This window comes from Streptomyces paludis (assembly GCF_003344965.1).
GTDB lineage: Bacteria > Actinomycetota > Actinomycetes > Streptomycetales > Streptomycetaceae > Streptomyces > Streptomyces paludis.
The window spans coordinates 6,378,484-6,396,830 of the sequence record NZ_CP031194.1; the positions used below are offsets into that span (position 1 = coordinate 6,378,484).

The following is an 18,347-nucleotide window of genomic DNA, read 5'->3' on the forward strand; positions in this document are numbered from 1 at the left end:
GTGTTCTTCGACCGGTACGCCGGAAGGGCACGTCAGCAGATCGCGGCCCGACGAGGATCGGGCACGCGGAAATCCGGAGAATCGGGAGGAGGGAGGGGGAGGGGGAGGGAAGGGCCGGACGCTCAGCGGCTGCGGCAGGGGTGACAACACCGGCGGACGCCGCGGTCGTTCCGCCGGTGACGGGCGGAACCGGCGGCGCCTTCAGCGGCCCGGGAGGGGGCGGACGGTGTTTCGATCACACCACAACCCTGACAGACACACCGGATGAAAGCCAGAGAGGAGGACATCACGCAACATGAAGTTCTTGTTCGCGCGGCCGGTGTGTTCACCCGCGCGGCGCGCGCAGCCTGGGGAGCAGCTGGTCGCCGACCCGGCCGATCTCCTGCTTGTAGGGGGTGTCGGAGAGCACGAAGTGGGTGATGCCGAGCTTGCGGTAGTTGTCCAGCGCCGTGGCGACATCGTCGGGGGAGCCGACCAGCCAGGTGGTCGCGGCCCCGCCGCCGCCGAATCTGCCCGGGGTGGTGTACAGGCAGGTGTCGAGCACCTCGCCGCGCCGGGCGAGGTCCAGCAGCCGCTGCTGTCCGACCGCCGTTCTGCGGTTGCCTGTCCAGTTGGTCTCGCCCGCGCCGTCCGCCATCCTCGCGACCTTCGCCTCGGCGTCCCGCCACGCCTCCTCGGTGGTGTCACGTACCACCGTCGTGATCCGCAGCCCGAACTCCAGCGGCTCGTGCCGGCGTTCCACTTGCTCGCTCAGCGTCTTCAGCCGGTCGATGCGCTGGGCGAGGCCGTCGAGCGGTTCACCCCAGAACAGTTGGACATCGGCCTCGGCCGCCGACACCCGCTCGGCGGCGTCGGACGCGCCGCCGAAGTAGAGCGTCGGATGCGTCCTCCCGCCGGCAGCGGTGTACGGGCCCGGCGCGACCGTGGATCCGGTGACCTGGAAGTGCTCGCCGCGGAAGGTGACGTTCTCCTCGGTCCACAGGCGCCGCACCAGATGGAGGAACTCCCGCGTACGGGCGTACCGCGCCGCGGGGTCGACGTTGCCGTCACCGTACGCCTCCGGGTTGTCCAGCCCGCTGACGATGTTGACGAGGACGCGTCCACGGCTGAGCTGGTCGAGTGTCGCCGCCGCGCTGGCGAAGTTCGCGGGCCGCCAGTAGCCGGGGCGGATCGCGATCAGGGGCTTGAACGTCGTGGTCCTGGCGGCCAGGGCCGTGGCGACGGTGAAGGTGTCCGGACGTCCCCAGCCGGTGCCGAGGAGCGCGCCGTCCCAGCCGTGCTCCTCGGCCGTACGGGCGAGGTCGGTGGAGTATTCGATGGAGCCCCAGCCGGATGTGGTGGGGTCACCCCGGTGGCCCGGTTCGACGGTGTTGGGGATGTACCAGAGGAATTCCGGACTCATCATGCATCCGATCGCTGTGTACGGTGCCGACGCGATACGGGAGACGGCACCGGGACGGGTGGGGAAACGTTGAGGTGTCAGAGCGCGGACGGACCGGGCACGCCGGGGACCTGCGCCGCGGCGCTCGCGAGCTGGGCCGACCGCACCTCGGCGGTCTGGCCCTGGACCTGGACGAACAGCGCCGAACGGGCGTGCAGCTGCGCGGTGTTGTCGGCGGTGAGGCCGCGGCCGGAACGCGCGACGAGAAGGGCCCGGCTCAGCGCCGACACCGTCTCCCCGGCGGCGACCTTGACCGCGAGCCGCTCCCGGAGACGGTGCCGGTGATCACCGGCACCCAGCGCCTCGTCGGCCAGCGCGTACGCCCGCTCGCGCAGTTCGGCCACGCGCGGTGCCCACCGCTCGACGAGGACGTCGGTCCCGCTCTCCTCCCGAAGCTCGTCGAGCACGCGCCGGGCCAGTCCGAAGACATGGGGGCGGGCGTCGCTCGCCTGTGAGCGGTCCGCCGCGCGGTACTCCGCCAAGGGCTGGACGGTCAGTACGTACGCGTCGGGCACCTCGACGTCATCGAGCAGGACGCGCCGCGTACGGCTCCCGGCGACGGCCGCGAGATCGAGGGCACTGGCCTTCAGCCGGTCGCCGACCGGGACCAGGGCGACAACGACACGCTCGGACGCGGCCTCCACCGCGGCGAGGACGAGGACCGAGTTGAGCCCCCAGCCGCTGACCCAGGAGAGGGTGCCGCCGAACCGCCATCCGTCGCCGGAGCGCGTGGCGGCGATACAGCGGCCGGGGAACCGCCGTACGTCGCTGAGGCCGGCGCCGACCAGCACCTCGCCGCGCAGCACCCGGTCCGCCCAGGGATGGCGCGCGCCCTCCGCGTGGAGCCTCGCGACGCGTTCGACGGTCGGCGCGTGCTGTGCCCACACCAGCCAGGTGTTGAAGCACGCGTGCGCGAGCAGCTCGTGCAGCCGGCGGTCGGCGGCACGGCCGAGCGCGGCCCCGCCGAACTCCGGCGGCGCGAGGTGGTTGAGCGCTCCCAGCGACCCCAGCGCCGTGATGGTCCCGGCGGTCACTCCATGGCGGTCGGTCTCGACCGCCCGGGGAAGCAGCACTTCCCGGCTGAACCGCTCCACCCTCGCGACGAGCGGATCGTGCTGATCATGGCGATCGTGCTGATCGTGGTGATCGTGGTGATGGGAGGAAACGGGGACATGGTGATCCGCGGAGCGGGTCATGGGAGGTCCTTGCGGTACGGAAGGGAGCGGCGCGGAACAGGGCGGCGGATCAGGCGGATCAACACTGCGCGCTGGACACGCGAAGGAGGTCGACGCAGCGCTCACTCGTCAGGAGCAGGACCTCACACATGCGATCGAGTCTGTGTGTGACCGTGCGGAATGTCAATGAAGCCTCACCCGCTCCGGGCGCCCGGCACGGTGGTGTGTTGTGAACGGAAGATGACCGCGGAGCGGCGATATTCCACTGGTCAAGACATGGTTGACAAGAAAAGCCGGCCCACCACAGACTCTGTCGGCATGACCCCGGAACCCCTGCTGACCAGTGAGCGCTGTGTCGACCTGCTCAGGGTCTCCAGCGCACGGTGTAGCTGACCTCGGTCGCCCGATCCCGCGCGTGCCCTGCTGACACCGCCGGTCGGTAACGCCTCTTTTATCCCGTTGCACTCCTCGTCGCACGGCAGAGCCGAAGCGCCCCACGCCGCTCCCTCACCCACACCTGTGGTGTGGACGAGCTGTTGTGCGCCCGCTCGTCGCGCCCCTGTCCGCCGGGCGTGACACGGCACCGGCCGGCCCGGTCCTCTCCGCGACTTCGTCGTCGACGGTGTCACCCCCGATTCTTCGTACGACCACGGCCGCCCGTTCCCGGGCGGGGCAGTAACCAGGAGGGGCAGTAACAGTGACTCGCCACTTGCGTATCAACGTCAATATCCTCAACGCCGGTGTTTTCGGCGGCTCGTGGCGCTACCCCGGAACGGACGGGCTGGCGAGCTACACGATCGAGCACTACACCGCGATCGCGAAGAAGGCGGAGGCGGCCAAGCTTGACGCGGTGTTCCTCGCCGACGGCCCGGTCATCGAGCCACTCGTACGCCACCGGCCCGGCAACAGCCTGGAGCCGACCACCGTACTGGCGCGGATCGCCGCTCAGACCGAACGCATCGGGCTGATCGGGACCCTGTCGTCGAGCTACAACGACCCGGCCGAACTCGCGCGTCGCGTGGGCGACTTGGACTTCATCAGCGGTGGCCGGATCGGCTGGAACGTCGTCACCACCGCCGGAGCCGCCGCCGCGCGCAACTTCGGCCGGACGGGCGAACCCGAACACGCCCTGCGCTACCGCAGGGCGGCGGACTTCACCCGGCGGGTCGTCGCCCAGTGGGCGGAGCGCCGCACCTTCGCCTCCCCGCAGGGACGCCCCGTTGTGGTCCAGGCCGGTGGCTCCAGCGACGGCCGCCGCCTGGCCTCCCAGGTCGGTGAGGTGATCTTCTCCGCGGACCAGGACATCGACCGCGCCCGGGCGTTCCGCGACGAAATCCGCGCGGGCGCGGTGGAGTTCGGGCGCCGCCCCGACGATGTCGTCGTCCTGCCCGGTCTGTCGACCGTGCTCGGCAGTACGGAGGAAGAGGCCCGCCGGCGGCGCGAGACGCTGGACGAGATCCTCCCCGACGCGTACGCGCGCCAACGCCTCGCGGGCCAGCTCGGCATCTCGCTGGAGGGACTGCCGTACGACGAGCCCCTCCCACGCGGCCTGCTGGTCGAGCCGGACGACGCCGGTGGCTCGCAGACCTTCTACCGGATCGTCAAAGCCATCATCGACAGGGAGAACCCGCCCCTCGGCGCGCTCCTGCGCAGGCTGAGCGGCGGTGGCGGCCACCGGATCGTCGTCGGCACCCCCGAGCAGGTCGCCGACGACATCCAGCGCTGGTTCCAGGAGGGCGCGGCCGACGGCTTCAACGTCATGCCGGACGTACTGCCCTCGGGCTTCGACGACTTCGCCGATCAGCTGATCCCCGAACTCCAGCGCCGCGGCCTGTTCCGCCGTGAGTACGACGACACCACGCTCCGGGGCCACCTGGGCCTCGACGTGCCGGACCGCCCGCGTGACCGGCCGCGTGAGCCCGCCCTGTCCCACGACGTACTCGAAGCCGCCCGCTAGCCCGTCAGCCCATCGCCACACCAGCACGTCAGTACACCAGCTCAGGAGGAACGAACACCCCATGACCACAGCCATCGTCCTCGACCTCACGGTCGGGGTCTCCCTCTCCGTCCCCGAAGCGGCGGAGATCGCCGCGGTCGCCCGTGACACCGGGGTGAGCGCGGTGCGGCTGCTCGACGGCGCCCCGGACGACGTACTCGACACCACACCGGTCGCCGCCTATCTCGCCGCCCGCTTCCCCGAGCTGGGCTGGATCGTCGACAGCCCGACCACCCACAACGCCCCCTACAACCTCGCCCGCCGTGTGCTGTCGCTGGACCGCGCCACCGCGGGCCGTACGGGACTGGCCCTCCGCGCGGGGGACGGCGACGAGGTCAGCGAGGCCGCGGCGCCCGACGCCACGGCCGGTGAGCGGCACCGGCGATGGGCCGAATACGCGGATGTCCTCACCCGGCTGTGGGAGAGCTTCCCCGCGACGGCGCTCCTCGGTGACCAGGCCGCCGGTGTCTTCGCGCAGGACACACTCATCAAGCCGATCGACCACGAGGGCCGCTTCTACCGGGTGGCCGGTCCGCTCGACGGACCGTCGTCGCCGCAGGGCCGGCCGGTGCTTGTCGCCGACGCCCGCGACGATCTGGACTGGAACGATGTCGTCGCGGTCGCGGACGCCGTCGTGGTCCCCCGGGACCGTACCCCGGAGGCCGCCGCGCGGCTGGCCGAGGCGCTCGAACGGGCCGGCCGGCCGCGTCGGGAGGTCGCGCTGCTCAGACGGGTGGAACTGCCGGCGGACGACACGGACGCGGCGGCGACCGCCGCCGAACTGGCCGACTGGACCGCCCGGCACGCCTTCGACGGGCTGGAGTTGGCGCCGACGGGCGACCCCGGCCGGATCCCCGCCCTGCTGCGCGCCCTCGTACCGCGGCTGAACCCTTCCGCCGGACCTACCCTGCGCGCGGCCCTGGGCCTGCCCGAGCTGATCGGAGCCGGATCATGACCGAGACACTCCACACTTCCCAACATGCCGCCGACCACACGCCCGACCACACCGCCGACCGCACCACCGACCGCACCACCGCCATTGCCGCCGACCGGGCGACCGCGCCCACGGTCGCCGGTATCCGTACGGCGATCGCCCCCGTCCTCGCCGAACTGGCGGCCACCGCCCGCCGCCGCGAGGGCACCCGGGACTACCCGTTCGAGCAGGTACGCGCCCTCGCCGACGCCCGGCTGGTCTCCCTCGGCATCCCCGCCGAGGACGGCGGCGCGGGCGGCACACTCCGTGAGGTGGTCGAGGTAATCATCGACCTCGCCCGAGCCGACTCCAATGTCGCACAGGCGCTACGGGCAAGCTTTCTGACGGCCAATCAGGTCACCACGCGCCGTGATCTGCCCCACCGCCAACGCTCGGTCGAACGGCTGCTGCGCGGGGACCTCTTCGCCGGCACCGGCAACGAACGGACCGGTGGCGCGAGCGGCTCCGTCAGCACCACCGTCCGCCGGGACGGCAACGGCACCGGCCATGTGCTCAACGGTACGAAGTACTACAGCACGGGCGGCCTCTACGCCGACTGGTTCGGCGGCACCGCGGTCGACGAGAACGGTGACACCGTCCACTTCACCGTTCCCACCGGCCGGGAGGGCGTCGAGCTGGTCGACGACTTCGACGCCGTTGGCCAGCGCCTCACGGCCAGCGGAAGCACCCGGCTGACCGATGTACGCGTCACCGACGACGAACTCACACGCACCGACCGGGCCACCCTGCCCAATCCCTGGCTGGGCACGTTCGCCCAGATCTATCTGGCCTCGATCCAGGCGGGCATTGCCGCCGCCGCGCTCGACGACGCGATCTGGTTCGGCCGGGAGAAGGCCCGTCCGATCAAACACAGCACGGCGGACAGGAGCACCGACGACCCCTATGTCCGGCAGGCCGTCGGCCGGATCGCGGCCCGCGCGCACGCCGCCCGCTCCTCCGTCGTCGTCGCCGCCGAGACACTGCACCGGCTCCGCCACACACCCGCCCACGAGGTACGGGCGGCGGGCGCCGACGCCGCCGTCACGGTCGCCCAGGCGCAGTACGTCGCCATCGAGTCGGCGTTCGAAGCGGCCGAGCTGCTCTTCGACGTGGGCGGAGGCTCCGCCACCAGCCGTGAGTACGCCTTCGACCGGCACTGGCGCAATGCCCGGACCGTCGCCAACCACAACCCCCGGGACTGGAAGGCCGCCGTGGTCGGCGCCTACCACCTCACCGGTGAGGAACCGCCGATCACCGGGCTGTTCTGACGAGCGACGCGCGCCACGCCCAGCGGCCCGCGACCACCCCTTCCGCCTCATCCGCCTTTCCGCCCATTCCCCTCACTCCGAACGGACTTGACCCATGCCGGCCCATGGCCCCACCGAGACCACCTACCGTGCCGCGGACGACCGCTACGAGAAGCTGGAGTACCGCCGTACCGGGAGTTCGGGCCTCGATCTGCCCGCCTTCTCCTTCGGCCTCTGGCAGAAGTTCGGCACCGACTACCCGTACGAGACACAGCGCGAGATCGTGCTGCACGCCTTCGACCTCGGGATCACCCACTTCGACAACGCCAACCGCTACGGCCCGCCGCACCGCGCCGCCGAGAAGTTCTTCGGCCGGGTGCTGAGCAGGGATCTCGCGCCGCACCGCGACGAGCTGATCCTGTCGACCAAGGCGGGCAACCCGATCGGCCCGAGCCCGTATCTCAAGGGCGGCTCCCGCAAGTCGCTGCTGACCTCGCTCGACCACAGCCTGCGGGACCTCGGCACCGACTACGTCGATATCTTCTACAGCCACAGTCCCGACCCCGCCACCCCGCTGGAGGAGACCGTCGGCGCACTGGTCAGCGCGGTCGGCTCGGGCAAGGCGCTGTACGCCGGACTCTCCAACTACAGCCCCGAACGCGCCCATGAGGCGGCCGAGTTGCTCCGCGCCGCAGGCGTCCCGCTGCTGGTCCACCAGCCGAGGTACTCGATCTTCGACCGGCGGCCCGAGACCGGCGGGCTGCTCAAGCTCGCCGCAGAGGACGGCTTCGGCCTCGTCGTCTACAGCCCGCTCGCCCAGGGACTGCTGACCGACAAGTACCTCGACGGCGCGATCCCCCAGGGGGCCCGGGCCCACAACAGCGCCTTCCTCTCACCCGACGCGATCGACGACGGCTACCGCGAGCGGGCGAAGGCGCTCAACGAGATCGCCCGGGGGCGCGGACAGTCCCTGGCGCAGCTCGCGTTGCAGTGGGTGCTGCGGCAGCCCCAGGTGACCAGCGCGATCATCGGCGCGAGTTCCACATGGCAGCTGGACCACAACGTCACCGCACTGGACTTCCCGCCCCTGACCGAGGAGGAGCTGGCGCTCATCGATCGGTACGACGGCAGCGGGGCCGGCGCCGATGCCTGAGACGGCAACGGGACCGGCGCCCATCGCTGAGACGGCAGCGGGACCGGCGCCCACCGTTGAGACGGTGGCCGCGATCGGCGCCGGAGTGCCCGACGGCCGGCCCTTCCGGCTGGGCTTCCTGCTCCACCTGGACTCCGATCTCGCCCCCGCCGTGGCGTACCGCCAGGCCATCGACCTGTTCGTGGCCGCCGAGCGGCTGGGCTACGACTCGGGCTGGGTGATCCACCGCCACTTCCGCCAGGGCAACGAGCATGTCTCCTCACCGCTCGTCCTGCTCGCCGCGATCGCCGAGCACACCACCCGGATCCGGCTCGGCACCGGTGTGTTCGTCCTGCCGCTCGCGGACCCGCTGGCCGTCGCCGAGGACGCGGCCGTACTGGACGGACTCAGCGGCGGGCGGCTCGAACTCGGCGTCGGATCGGGGCCGTTCCCGACGGCCTGGGAGGCGTTCGGCCGCAGTGTGGAGGATCGGCACCGGCTGTTCGACGAGAGTGTGACAAGGCTGCACGAGATCCTCGAAGGCCGCCCGGTCAACAGCGCCGGTGAGGTGCTTCACCCCCCGGGCGCGGAGGTACGGCGACGGCTGTGGCAGGCGACCACCGGCGACCCGGCCCGGGCCGTCGGCGCGGCCGTCGCCGCCGCCCGCGCCGGTGACGGGCTCCAGCTCTCCCGGGCCGGCGACTGGGCCGGCCGGCAGAGCGCGCGCCGGCAGGCCGACATCGTCGCCGCGTACCACGACGCCGCCACCGGCGCCGGGCACGAGCCGCGCGTCCAGATCTCGCGCGCGGTCTATCCCCACCCCGACCGGGCCGAGGCGGTCCGCGCCGTCACCCCCGGTGTGCGCCGCTGGCAGTCGTGGGCCGCGAAGGACCGCGACGCGGGCGGGCTGGACGTCCGGGAGTACCTGGAGCGGGACAGGTCACTGCTCGGACCCCCCGAGGCACTCGCCGAATCCCTCGCCGCCGACCCGGCCCTCGCCCAAGTCACCGACCTGCTCGTCAGCTTCGTCCCCGGCGTACCCGACTTCGAGGAACACCTGCGTCTGCTCACCGCCACGGCCCGGGATCTCGCGCCGCTGCTCGGGTGGTGTCCGCTCCAGGACAGCCGAACACACTCCCGCGCACACCGACCTTCCCAAGGGATCCCACCGCCATGACGGGCTTTCACCTCCACCTCTCCCTGCTGACTCCCGGCCACTTCCGCCAGGCGTGGCGGCTGCCCCACGCCGATCCGCGGGCCCATCTGGACGTCGGCCACTTCGCGCGGCTCGCGAAGGCCGCCGAGGACGCCAGGATCGACGCGGTCTTCCTCGGTGACGGTCCCGCGCTGGGCGCCGGTATCGCGTACGGCCCGGACACCGGGCTGGACCCGCTGATCCTGCTGGCCCATCTCTCCGGCACCACGGACCGGCTCGGGTTCGTCATCACCAGCTCGACGACGTACAACTCGCCCTACAACCTGGCGCGCCGGTTCAACGCGCTGGACCATGTGAGCAGGGGCCGGGCCGCCGTCAACATCGTCACCACGGGAACGACGGCCGCCGCCGCCAACTTCGGTCTGGACGAGCATCCGGACAAGGAGACGCGCTACCGCCGGGCCCACGAGTTCCTCGATGTGGTGACCCGGCTGTGGGACGCGTGGGAGCCGGACGCCCTCGTCGGGGACCGGGAGAGCGGCAGATACGCCGACCCGGAGCTGATCCACGACATCGACCACCACGGCGAGTTCTTCTCCGTACGCGGCCCCCTGCCCGTACCCGCGGGTCCGCAGGGCCGCCCCGTGATCGTCCAGGCCGGCGGCTCGGCGGGCGGGCTGGCACTCGCGGGCGAGTTCGCGGATGTCGTCTTCACCGTGGCCCAGACCCGGCCGAAGGCGGTGGCGTTCCGCGAGGACATCCGCCGGCGCGCCGAGGCCGCCGGACGCCACGCGGACGATGTCAAGGTCTCGCTCGGTGTGGTCGTCCTGGTGGCCGGTACGGAGGAGGAGGCCCGGCGGCGGGAGCGGGAGCTGTACGGCACCCTCCCCGTGGAGCGGCTCGCCGCGGCCGTCACCGCCGGTCTCGGTCTGCCGGCCGGCGCGTTCGGGCCCGACGACCCCATCAGCCTCGCTGATCTGCCCGGAGAGACCGGGGAGGGCGCGTTCTCGGCCGGCTTCGCGGAGTCGACGCGCGCGCTGATCGCGGAGCGCCCCCGTACACCCCGGGAACTCGTCCAGCGCTCCGCGGGCGGAGCCGGTCACCGGCTTCTGGTCGGTTCCGCCGTACAGATCGCCGACGACCTGGAGGACTGGTTCCGGGCCGGCGCGGCGGACGGCTTCACCGTCATGCCCGCCGACATCGCGGTCGACTTCGAGAACTTCACCCGGCTGGTGGTGCCGATCCTCCAGGAACGCGGACTGTTCCAGCGGGAGTACGGCGCCCCCACACTCCGCGAACGTCTCGGGCTCCGCTGGCCGCGCCGGGCCCGCCCCGCCGAGCGGTCCCCTCAGCCGCGGTGAGCGGCGCCGCCGGCCGTCACCCCCGTACACCCCCAGCAGCCAAACCCTCACCCCAAGGAGAAGCGATGTCCGACCTTCGCACCACCATCGAACAGGCAGAGCCCAGACGCGGAAGGTGGCCCTGGATCGCGGGCGGCGTCGCCGTCCTCCTCATCGCCGCGAGCGGCTTCGCCCTCACCCGGGGGGACGACTCCGCCGACCGCGCCGCCGGTGACGGCTCCCCCGTACGCGGTGGCACACTGCGCTTCGCGCTGATCGACTACCAGCGCAGCCCGGATCCCCAATGGGGCACCAACTACGCGGAGTCGCTCATCGGTGACAACATCACCGACCGGCTGACATGGCAGGACCCCGACACCGGCGAGATCACACCGTGGCTGGCGACGTCGTGGGAGTACAACAAGGACCTGACCGAGTTCACGTTCCATCTGCGCACGGACGTCACCTTCAGCGACGGCACCCCGTTCAACTCCGCCGCGGTCAAGGCCAATCTCGACCAGTACGTACGCGGCGACGAGAAGCTCGGCATCCTTCCCAACGGCGCGACTCTGCTTCCCGGTTACGTCGAGACGCGGACCCCGGACGACCACACGGCCGTCATCCGCTTCGAGAAGCCGCTCGCGAGCTTCCTCCAGGCGTCGTCCTTCACCGCCAACGCCGGGCCCGGATTCCTGTCGCTGTCGACACTGAAGCTGAGCGCGAAGGAGCGGACGGACGCCACAAAGGTGATCGGCACCGGACCGTTCGTCTACGAGTCGTGGAAACCCCAGGTCAGCACCGTCCTCGTCAAGCGCAAGGGCTACACGTGGTCCCCGCCCGCGCTGAAGCACAAGGGCGAGGCGTATCTCAACAAGATCGTCTTCAATACGATCCCGGAGGCCAGCGTCCGCACCGGCTCCCTGGAGTCCGGCGCGCTCGACGCCACGCTCGACGTGGGCACCACGGACGAGAAGGCGCTCTCCGGTCAGGGATTCAAGATCATCCACAGGGCCGTGTCCGGCACCGCCATCCTCTTCAACTTCAACTCCCAGCTCTTCCCCACCAATGACATCGCGGTCCGCAGGGCGATCCAGCTCGGCTGGGACCGGGAGGCGCTCAAGAAGACGGTCCTCACCGACTCCTACTCGGTGGGCACCTCGGTCCTGGAACCGTCGGTCCAGGGATACGAGGACTACAGCGGCTCGGTCCTCACGTACGACCCGGAGAAGGCCGAGCGGCTCCTTGAGGAGGCCGGCTGGAAGAAGGGCCCGGACGGAATCCGCGTCAAGGGCGGCAAGAAGCTCGTGGTCAAACTGCTCGGCATCAACAACCTCGTGGTGAACAAGCCGGCGTACGAGTCGGTCCAGCAGGACCTGAAGAAGATCGGCGTCGACCTGGAACTCACCGTCGTCCCGATCCCGGACTACGCGGCCAACCTGGCCAAGGCGAAGACCGGCTGGAACGTCACCGCGGCCAACCGTTCGCGCAACGATCCGGCGGTCCTCAACCTCCAGTACAGCCCACTGCTCGGCAACGCCTCCTTCCTCACCGAGGACTCGGCCGGCATCGACGTCAACGAGGTGACAAAGACCCTGGGCAAGCTGGAACTCACCCTGGAACCGGCCGCGCGCAAGCGGTACGCCAAGGCGGCGCAGGACCTGCTGGTCGAGAAGTACGCGCTGGTGAACCCGGTGTACAACCCCGCGCAGGTGATCGCCCAGGCGGACCACGTCCACGGGATCATCTTCGACGCCCAGTCCCGCAACCACTTCGTGGACACCTGGAAGAGCGACGGGAAGTGACGGTCCGGGGGCCCGCCGCGCCCGCCGCGGCGGCTCCCCCGCCCACCGTCCCCCTCATGGAAGGAACGTCGTGCCGCGCTATCTCGCGCTGAAGGTCGGACGGGCCCTGTTCGTGGTCTGGGCCGCGTTCACCCTGACCTTCGTCCTCCTCTTCGTCCTGCCCGCCAACCCGGTGGATCTGCTCTTCGACCCCGCCGAACTCAACACCATCACACCGGAGGTCCGCGAGAAGGTGGCGGAGGGCTACGGCTTCGACAAGCCGGTGCTCCTCCAGTACCTCACCCGGCTGGGACACGCGCTGACCGGCGACTTCGGCAACTCGGTCCAGTCGGGCCGCTCGGTCACCGCCACCATCCTCGACGTACTGCCGAGCACCCTCGTCCTCGCGTGCGGCGCCCTCGTCCTGGCCCTGCTCCTCTCCTTCGTGATCGCGCTCGTCGCGACCGCGACCCGCCGGACATGGCTGCGCGACCTCGTCGAGGCACTGCCCTCGGGCGCGGTCTCGGTGCCGGTGTTCCTCTCCGGGATCCTGGTGCTCCAGATCTTCTCGTTCCGGCTGGGCTGGTTCCCCGCCTTCGGCGACAGCGGCGCGAAGAGCCTCGTCCTGCCCGTGATCACCCTGGCCGTCCCGGTGGCGGGCCCCATCGCACAGCTCCTCGTCCGCAGCTTCGCCACCGAGTTCGGCTCCGGTTACGTCACCACCAGCTGGGCCAAGGGGGCCACCCGCGGCGGCATCATCGTCCGTGACGTCTTCCGCAACGCCGGTCTCCCGGCGCTCACCATCGCCGGCATCACGTTCGGCAATCTGATCGCCGGGTCGGTCATCACCGAGACCGTCTTCGCCCGCCAGGGCATCGGCCGGATGACCCAGGCCGCGATCAACACCCTGGACGTCCCGCTGGTGCAGGGCATCGTGGTGCTCGTGGCGGCCAGCTTCGCGCTGATCAACCTGATCGTCGACCTGATCTACCCCCTGCTGGATCCGCGGCTGCGGGCCACGCTCGCCGTCGGCACCCCCCAGGCGGCCTGAGGAGAAACGTGATGACCGCCCCACTCGACCTACTCGCCGCGCCCGCCGCGCCCGCCAGGACCGCCCTGCCCGGCCGCCCCGGCCGCGCCCGCCCGCTCGCCGGACGCCTCGGCTCACTCGCCCGGCAGCCGGTCCTCGTCCTGTCGTGGATCATCGTGCTGCTCGTGATCGGCTGGGCCGTCGCCCCCGGCCTGTTCACCTCGTACAGCCCCTATGAGGGCGACTCCGCCGCGAGCTTCGCACCGCCGGGCGCGGAGCACTGGTTCGGTACGGACCGGCTCGGCCGGGACCTGTACGCGCGCAGTGTGTACGGCGCGCACACGACCCTGACCGCGACACTGCTGGCCGTTCTCATCGCCTTCGGCATCGGTACGGCCGTCGGACTGGTCGCCGGCTTCAGCGGGGGGACCACCGACACCGTCATCATGCGGCTGGTCGATGTGTTCCTGGCGATCCCCAGCCTGCTGCTCGCGATGGTGGTGGTCTCCGTCCTCGGCTACTCCACGCAGAACATCGCGCTGGCCGTCGGCATCTCCTCGATCGCGTCGTTCGCGCGGGTGATGCGGGCCCAGGTGCTCGCCGTCGTGACCCAGGACTATGTCAGGGCGGCCTACGGCCTCGGCGGCGGCCGGCTCGGTGTGATGCTCCGGCATGTCGTACCCAACTCGCTCAACTCCGTGGTCGCGCTGGCGGCGCTCGAAGTCGGTTCGGCCGTGCTCGCCGTCGCCTCGCTCGGCTTCCTCGGGTACGGGGCACCGCCGCCGCAGCCCGAGTGGGGCCTGCTGGTGGCCGAGGGCCGTGACTACGTCGCGGTGTACCCCTGGGCCTCGATCATGCCGGGCCTGGCGCTCGCGCTGGTCGTGATCGCCACCCACCGCATCAGCACCTCGTACCGGAAGGACCACCGGCCATGACGGACACTCCCGAGGAGCGGCCGGACCCACTGCTGCGGATCACCGGCCTCACGGTCGGCTACCGGACGGGCCGCCGCCGCTGGACCCCGGCCGTCCGGGGAGCCGAACTCCACGTGGACCCGGGCGAGTTCGTCTCGCTGGTGGGGGAGTCCGGCTCGGGCAAGACCACCCTGGTGCAGGGAGCGCTCGGCCTGCTGCCGGCCGCCGCGCGGATCCAGGCCGGCTCGATCGCCTACTCCGGTGTCGATGTCACCGGCTGGAACGACCGGCGCATGGCGCTCGTACGGGGCAACTACGTGGGCTTCGTCCCGCAGGACCCCAACACCTCGCTCAACCCGGTGAAGCGGATCGGCCAGCAGGTGATCGAGGCCGTCCGGTTCAACGAACCCGAACCCCGGGACGCGGCACACCACAGGGAGGCCGCGCTGGAGAGCCTGCGCGCGGCGGGTCTCCAGGACGCCGGCCGGGTCTTCCACCAGTACCCCCACGAGCTGAGCGGCGGTATGAAGCAGCGCGCGCTCATCGCGATCGCGCTGGCGGGCAAACCGAAGATCATCGTGGCCGACGAGCCCACCAGCGCGCTCGACGTCACCGTCCAGAAAGTGATCCTCGACCACCTGGCGGGTCTCCGTGCCGAACTCGGCATCGGCCTTCTCCTGGTCACCCACGACCTGGGCGTGGCACTGGACCGTTCGGACCGGATCCTGGTCATGCAAGGCGGGCGGATCGTGGAGGAGGGCCCGGTCCGCCGGATCCTGGAACACACCACACACGACTACACCCGCCGGCTGCTCGACGCGGCCCCCACCCGCCACACCGGCCGGCTGGAACCCACCTCCGGCCCCCGGACGGTCCCCACCGCGACACCGCCGGTGCTGCGGGCACAGGCCCTCACCAAGACCTACCGGCTGCGCGGCGGCCGGGGCCCCAACCGGGAACTGCGCGCGCTGGACGGCGCCGATCTCGTCGTACGCAAGGGCACCACGCACGCGATCGTCGGAGAGTCCGGCGCGGGCAAATCGACCCTGGCGAGCATCCTGGTCCGCTTCGCCTCCGCCGACAGCGGCACCGTACACATCGGCGACCGGGAGCTGACCGGCCTCGGCCGCCGTCAACTGCGCGACATCCGCCGGGACCTGCAATTCGTCTTCCAGAACCCGTTCACCTCGCTCGACCCGCGCTTCACGGTCGGCAGGCTCATCGCGGAGCCCCTGCGGGCCTTCGACCTGGCGCCCGGCAGACAGGAACGCACGGCGCGGGTGGTCGAGTTGCTCAAGGCGGTGGCACTGGACGAGAGCCATCTCCACCGGCTCCCCGGCGAACTCTCCGGCGGCCAGCGGCAGCGGGTCGCCATCGCCCGGGCCCTCGCCCTCAACCCCGAGATCCTCGTCCTCGACGAGGCGGTCAGCGCGCTCGACGTCTCCGTCCAGGCACAGATCCTGCAACTACTGGTCGATCTCCAGGCCGAATTCGGCCTCAGCTACGTCTTCGTGACCCACGATCTCGGCGTCGTACGCCTGATCGCCGACGACGTGACGGTGATGAGGCGCGGCACCGTGGTCGAGCACGGCCCGGCCGAACAGGTGCTCAACTCCCCGCGGCACCCGTACACCCGCGAACTGCTGGAGGCCGTCCCGGGAACCCGGCCCACCGCCGCCGTCGCCAACTGAGGGGAGGCGGCGGGGCGGAGCCCGGGGCCGGGGGTCCACCAGTCGGTGAACCCCAGGTTCAACCGGTCGCCGCTGTCGGCGCCCCACCCCCGGCGAACAGCATGGACGGCATGAGGAATCTTCCCGTACGCATGGCTCGTTGGAGCGCCGGCCACCCCTGGCAGGGGATAGTCGGCTGGTTCGTGTTCGTCGTCCTGTGCCTCGGGCCCACGATAGAGATCGTCGGCGAGGCGAGCGACGGCCGCCAGGGCGTCGCCCTCGTCGAGCGGCTCGCCCCCGATGTGGCCCTCCTCGACCTGCGCATGCCGGTGCTCGACGGCGTGGCCGCCGCCACTGAGATCGGCCGCCGCCTGATCATCGGCGAAGCCACAGTGAAGACACACCTCCTGCGGGTCTTCGCGAAACTCGACGTCAACGACCGCACCCGAGCCGTAGTAGCAGCCCTCGACCGCGGCCTCCTCCCCCGCCCCTGACCTCCGCCCCAAGACCCCGCCGCTCTCCGCGAAGAGCGGCGGGGCCCCGGGGACGTGTCCTAGATGTCCCGGAAGATCTCGATCTGCGCGCCCACCGAGTTCAGGCGTTCCGCCAGGTCCTCGTACCCCCGGTTGATGACATAGACGTTGCGCAGGACCGACGTCCCCTCCGCCGCCATCATTGCCAGCAGGACGACCACCGCCGGCCGTAGCGCCGGTGGGCACATCATTTCGGCGGCGCGCCAGCGGGTGGGGCCCTCTACCAGGACGCGGTGCGGGTCGAGGAGCTGGAGCCGGCCGCCGAGGCGGTTGAGGTCGGTGAGGTAGATGGCGCGGTTGTCGTAGACCCAGTCGTGGATCAGGGTCTGGCCCTGCGCCACCGCCGCGATCGCCGCGAAGAACGGCACGTTGTCGATGTTCAGGCCGGGGAACGGCATCGGGTGGATCTTGTCGATCGGCGCCTCCAGTTTGGAGGGGCGTACGGTCAGATCGACCAGCCGTGTACGGCCGTTGTCGGCGGCGTACTCGGACGTACGGTCGTGGTCGAGGCCCATCTCCTCCAGTACCGCCAGCTCGATCTCCAGGAACTCGATCGGCACCCGGCGGATCGTGAGCTGGGACTCGGTGACCACCGCGGCGGCGATCAGGCTCATCGCCTCGACCGGGTCCTCGGAGGGGGAGTAGTCCACATCGACATCGATGGACGGCACACCGTGCACGGTCAGGGTGGTCGTACCCACGCCGTCGACCCGTACCCCCAGGGCTTCGAGGAAGAAGCAGAGGTCCTGGACCATGTAGTTGGACGAGGCGTTGCGGATGACGGTCACCCCGTCGTGCCGGGCGGCGGCCAGCAGCGCGTTCTCGGTGACGGTGTCCCCGCGCTCGGTCAGCACGATGGGGCGGTCCGGCGCGACCGACCGGTCGACCTGCGCGTGGTAGAGGCCCTCGGTCGCCGCGATGTCCAGACCGAAGCGGCGCAGCGCGATCATGTGCGGCTCGATGGTGCGTGTGCCGAGGTCGCAACCGCCCGCGTACGGCAGCCGGAAGGAGTCCATCCGGTGCAGCAGCGGGCCGAGGAACATGATGATGGAGCGGGTACGGCGGGCGGCCTCCGCGTCGATCGCCGCCATGTCCAGCTCGGCGGGCGGCACGATCTCCAGGTCCATCCCGTCGTTGATCCAGCGGGTACGGACCCCGATGGAGCCGAGCACCTCCAGGAGCCGGAAGACCTCCTCGATGCGCGCGACCCGGCGCAGGACCGTACGGCCCTTGTTGAGCAACGAGCCGCACAGCAGCGCCACACAGGCGTTCTTGCTCGTCTTGACGTCGATGGACCCGGAGAGCCGGCGTCCGCCGACGACCCGCAGATGCATGGGCCCGGCATAGCCGAGCGACACGATCTCACTGTCGAGCGCCTCACCGATGCGCGCGATCATCTCAAGGCTGATGTTCTGGTTGCCGCGCTCGATGCGGTTCACGGCGCTCTGGCTGGTGGCCAGCGCGTCGGCGAGTTGGCTCTGCGTCCAGCCCCGATGCTGGCGGGCGTCGCGAATGAGCTTGCCGATGCGTGCGAGGTAGTCGTCTTCCATGGCGTCAGATTATCTCATTCATGAGATAAGAGGCTTGCGGGGGTGGGCTATCGGCGTGTCGCGCCACCCCGGCCCGAACCCACCCCGATCGTCGGGGCGTGCCGCCGATCCGGCAACCGGGGTGCCGCCATGCGGGTGGGGGTGCGGGAGGGAGGGGGGTGGGATTGCGGAATCCGGGCGGCGGTGGCTGACGTGGCGTCGGGGTCCGCGGGGGTGTGTGCCGAGGCGCGCGCGGGAGCGCGTCCGCACCGCCCCTCGGTCCGGCGCGCCGAACCCGGGCATGACCGAGCAGCGGTCATGTACTAGAGTTATCTCGACATCGAGATATCTGCCGAAGGCGTACCGCAGCCGCCAGTCGGTAAGGGTTACCTAACTAAGCCTTACCTTAGCGGATCGGCGAGGAGCCGGG

Annotated in this window: 14 protein-coding genes; 11 read left to right on the forward strand and 3 right to left on the reverse strand. The window is 70.9% G+C overall.

All coding sequences use genetic code 11. From position 1 onward, the window contains the following. Nucleotides 1-325 precede the first annotated feature (325 nt). Both DVK44_RS28245 and DVK44_RS28250 read right to left on the reverse strand, forming a co-directional pair. Entirely contained in the window at nucleotides 326-1,402 is a 1,077-nt protein-coding gene (locus tag DVK44_RS28245) for an LLM class flavin-dependent oxidoreductase (protein ID WP_114665501.1), read from the reverse strand. A gap of 77 nt (nucleotides 1,403-1,479) precedes the next feature. Further along, nucleotides 1,480-2,637, reverse strand: a complete 1,158-nt coding sequence (locus tag DVK44_RS28250) for an acyl-CoA dehydrogenase family protein (RefSeq protein ID WP_114663148.1) — start codon at nucleotides 2,635-2,637, stop codon at nucleotides 1,480-1,482. A 676-nt stretch (nucleotides 2,638-3,313) separates the two neighbouring features. On the opposite strand from DVK44_RS28250, the gene DVK44_RS28255 reads away from it, so the two are divergent. The 11 genes from DVK44_RS28255 (at nucleotide 3,314) to DVK44_RS28305 (ending at nucleotide 16,349) form a co-directional block, all read left to right on the forward strand. Further along, complete coding sequence (locus tag DVK44_RS28255) at nucleotides 3,314-4,573, forward strand: LLM class flavin-dependent oxidoreductase (protein WP_114663149.1); 1,260 nt, start codon at nucleotides 3,314-3,316, stop codon at nucleotides 4,571-4,573. A gap of 61 nt (nucleotides 4,574-4,634) precedes the next feature. Further along, entirely contained in the window at nucleotides 4,635-5,567 is a 933-nt protein-coding gene (locus DVK44_RS28260; protein WP_114663162.1) for an LLM class flavin-dependent oxidoreductase, read from the forward strand. Continuing rightward, complete coding sequence (locus tag DVK44_RS28265) at nucleotides 5,564-6,853, forward strand: acyl-CoA dehydrogenase family protein (RefSeq protein ID WP_114663172.1); 1,290 nt, start codon at nucleotides 5,564-5,566, stop codon at nucleotides 6,851-6,853. The genes DVK44_RS28260 and DVK44_RS28265 overlap by 4 nt, the downstream gene beginning before the upstream one ends. Nucleotides 6,854-6,947: 94 nt before the next feature. Then, nucleotides 6,948-7,985 (forward strand): aldo/keto reductase, encoded by a 1,038-nt coding sequence (locus DVK44_RS28270; RefSeq protein ID WP_114663174.1) that lies wholly within the window; start codon nucleotides 6,948-6,950, stop codon nucleotides 7,983-7,985. A 64-nt stretch (nucleotides 7,986-8,049) separates the two neighbouring features. After that, a complete protein-coding gene (locus DVK44_RS28275; RefSeq protein WP_228447411.1) occupies nucleotides 8,050-9,141 on the forward strand; it encodes an LLM class flavin-dependent oxidoreductase in 1,092 nt (363 codons plus the stop codon). Continuing rightward, a complete protein-coding gene (locus DVK44_RS28280; protein WP_114663179.1) occupies nucleotides 9,138-10,481 on the forward strand; it encodes an NtaA/DmoA family FMN-dependent monooxygenase in 1,344 nt (447 codons plus the stop codon). The genes DVK44_RS28275 and DVK44_RS28280 overlap by 4 nt, the downstream gene beginning before the upstream one ends. Nucleotides 10,482-10,546: 65 nt before the next feature. Then, nucleotides 10,547-12,262 carry an ABC transporter substrate-binding protein gene (locus DVK44_RS28285; protein WP_114663182.1) on the forward strand — a complete coding sequence of 572 codons (1,716 nt, stop codon included), beginning with the start codon at nucleotides 10,547-10,549 and terminating at the stop codon, nucleotides 12,260-12,262. A 70-nt stretch (nucleotides 12,263-12,332) separates the two neighbouring features. Next, a complete protein-coding gene (locus DVK44_RS28290; protein ID WP_114663185.1) occupies nucleotides 12,333-13,292 on the forward strand; it encodes an ABC transporter permease in 960 nt (319 codons plus the stop codon). Between the two features lie 11 nt (nucleotides 13,293-13,303). After that, nucleotides 13,304-14,206, forward strand: a complete 903-nt coding sequence (locus DVK44_RS28295) for an ABC transporter permease (RefSeq protein WP_114663188.1) — start codon at nucleotides 13,304-13,306, stop codon at nucleotides 14,204-14,206. After that, nucleotides 14,203-15,876, forward strand: a complete 1,674-nt coding sequence (locus DVK44_RS28300) for a dipeptide ABC transporter ATP-binding protein (RefSeq protein WP_114663191.1) — start codon at nucleotides 14,203-14,205, stop codon at nucleotides 15,874-15,876. The genes DVK44_RS28295 and DVK44_RS28300 overlap by 4 nt, the downstream gene beginning before the upstream one ends. A gap of 131 nt (nucleotides 15,877-16,007) precedes the next feature. Next, the gene (locus DVK44_RS28305) at nucleotides 16,008-16,349 is read left to right on the forward strand and encodes a response regulator transcription factor (protein WP_181957547.1); all 342 of its coding nucleotides are present in this window, start codon (nucleotides 16,008-16,010) and stop codon (nucleotides 16,347-16,349) included. 59 nt (nucleotides 16,350-16,408) lie between these two features. On the opposite strand, the gene DVK44_RS28310 is transcribed toward DVK44_RS28305, so the two are convergent. Then, the gene (locus DVK44_RS28310; protein ID WP_114663194.1) at nucleotides 16,409-17,938 is read right to left on the reverse strand and encodes a helix-turn-helix domain-containing protein; all 1,530 of its coding nucleotides are present in this window, start codon (nucleotides 17,936-17,938) and stop codon (nucleotides 16,409-16,411) included. Nucleotides 17,939-18,347 lie beyond the last annotated feature (409 nt).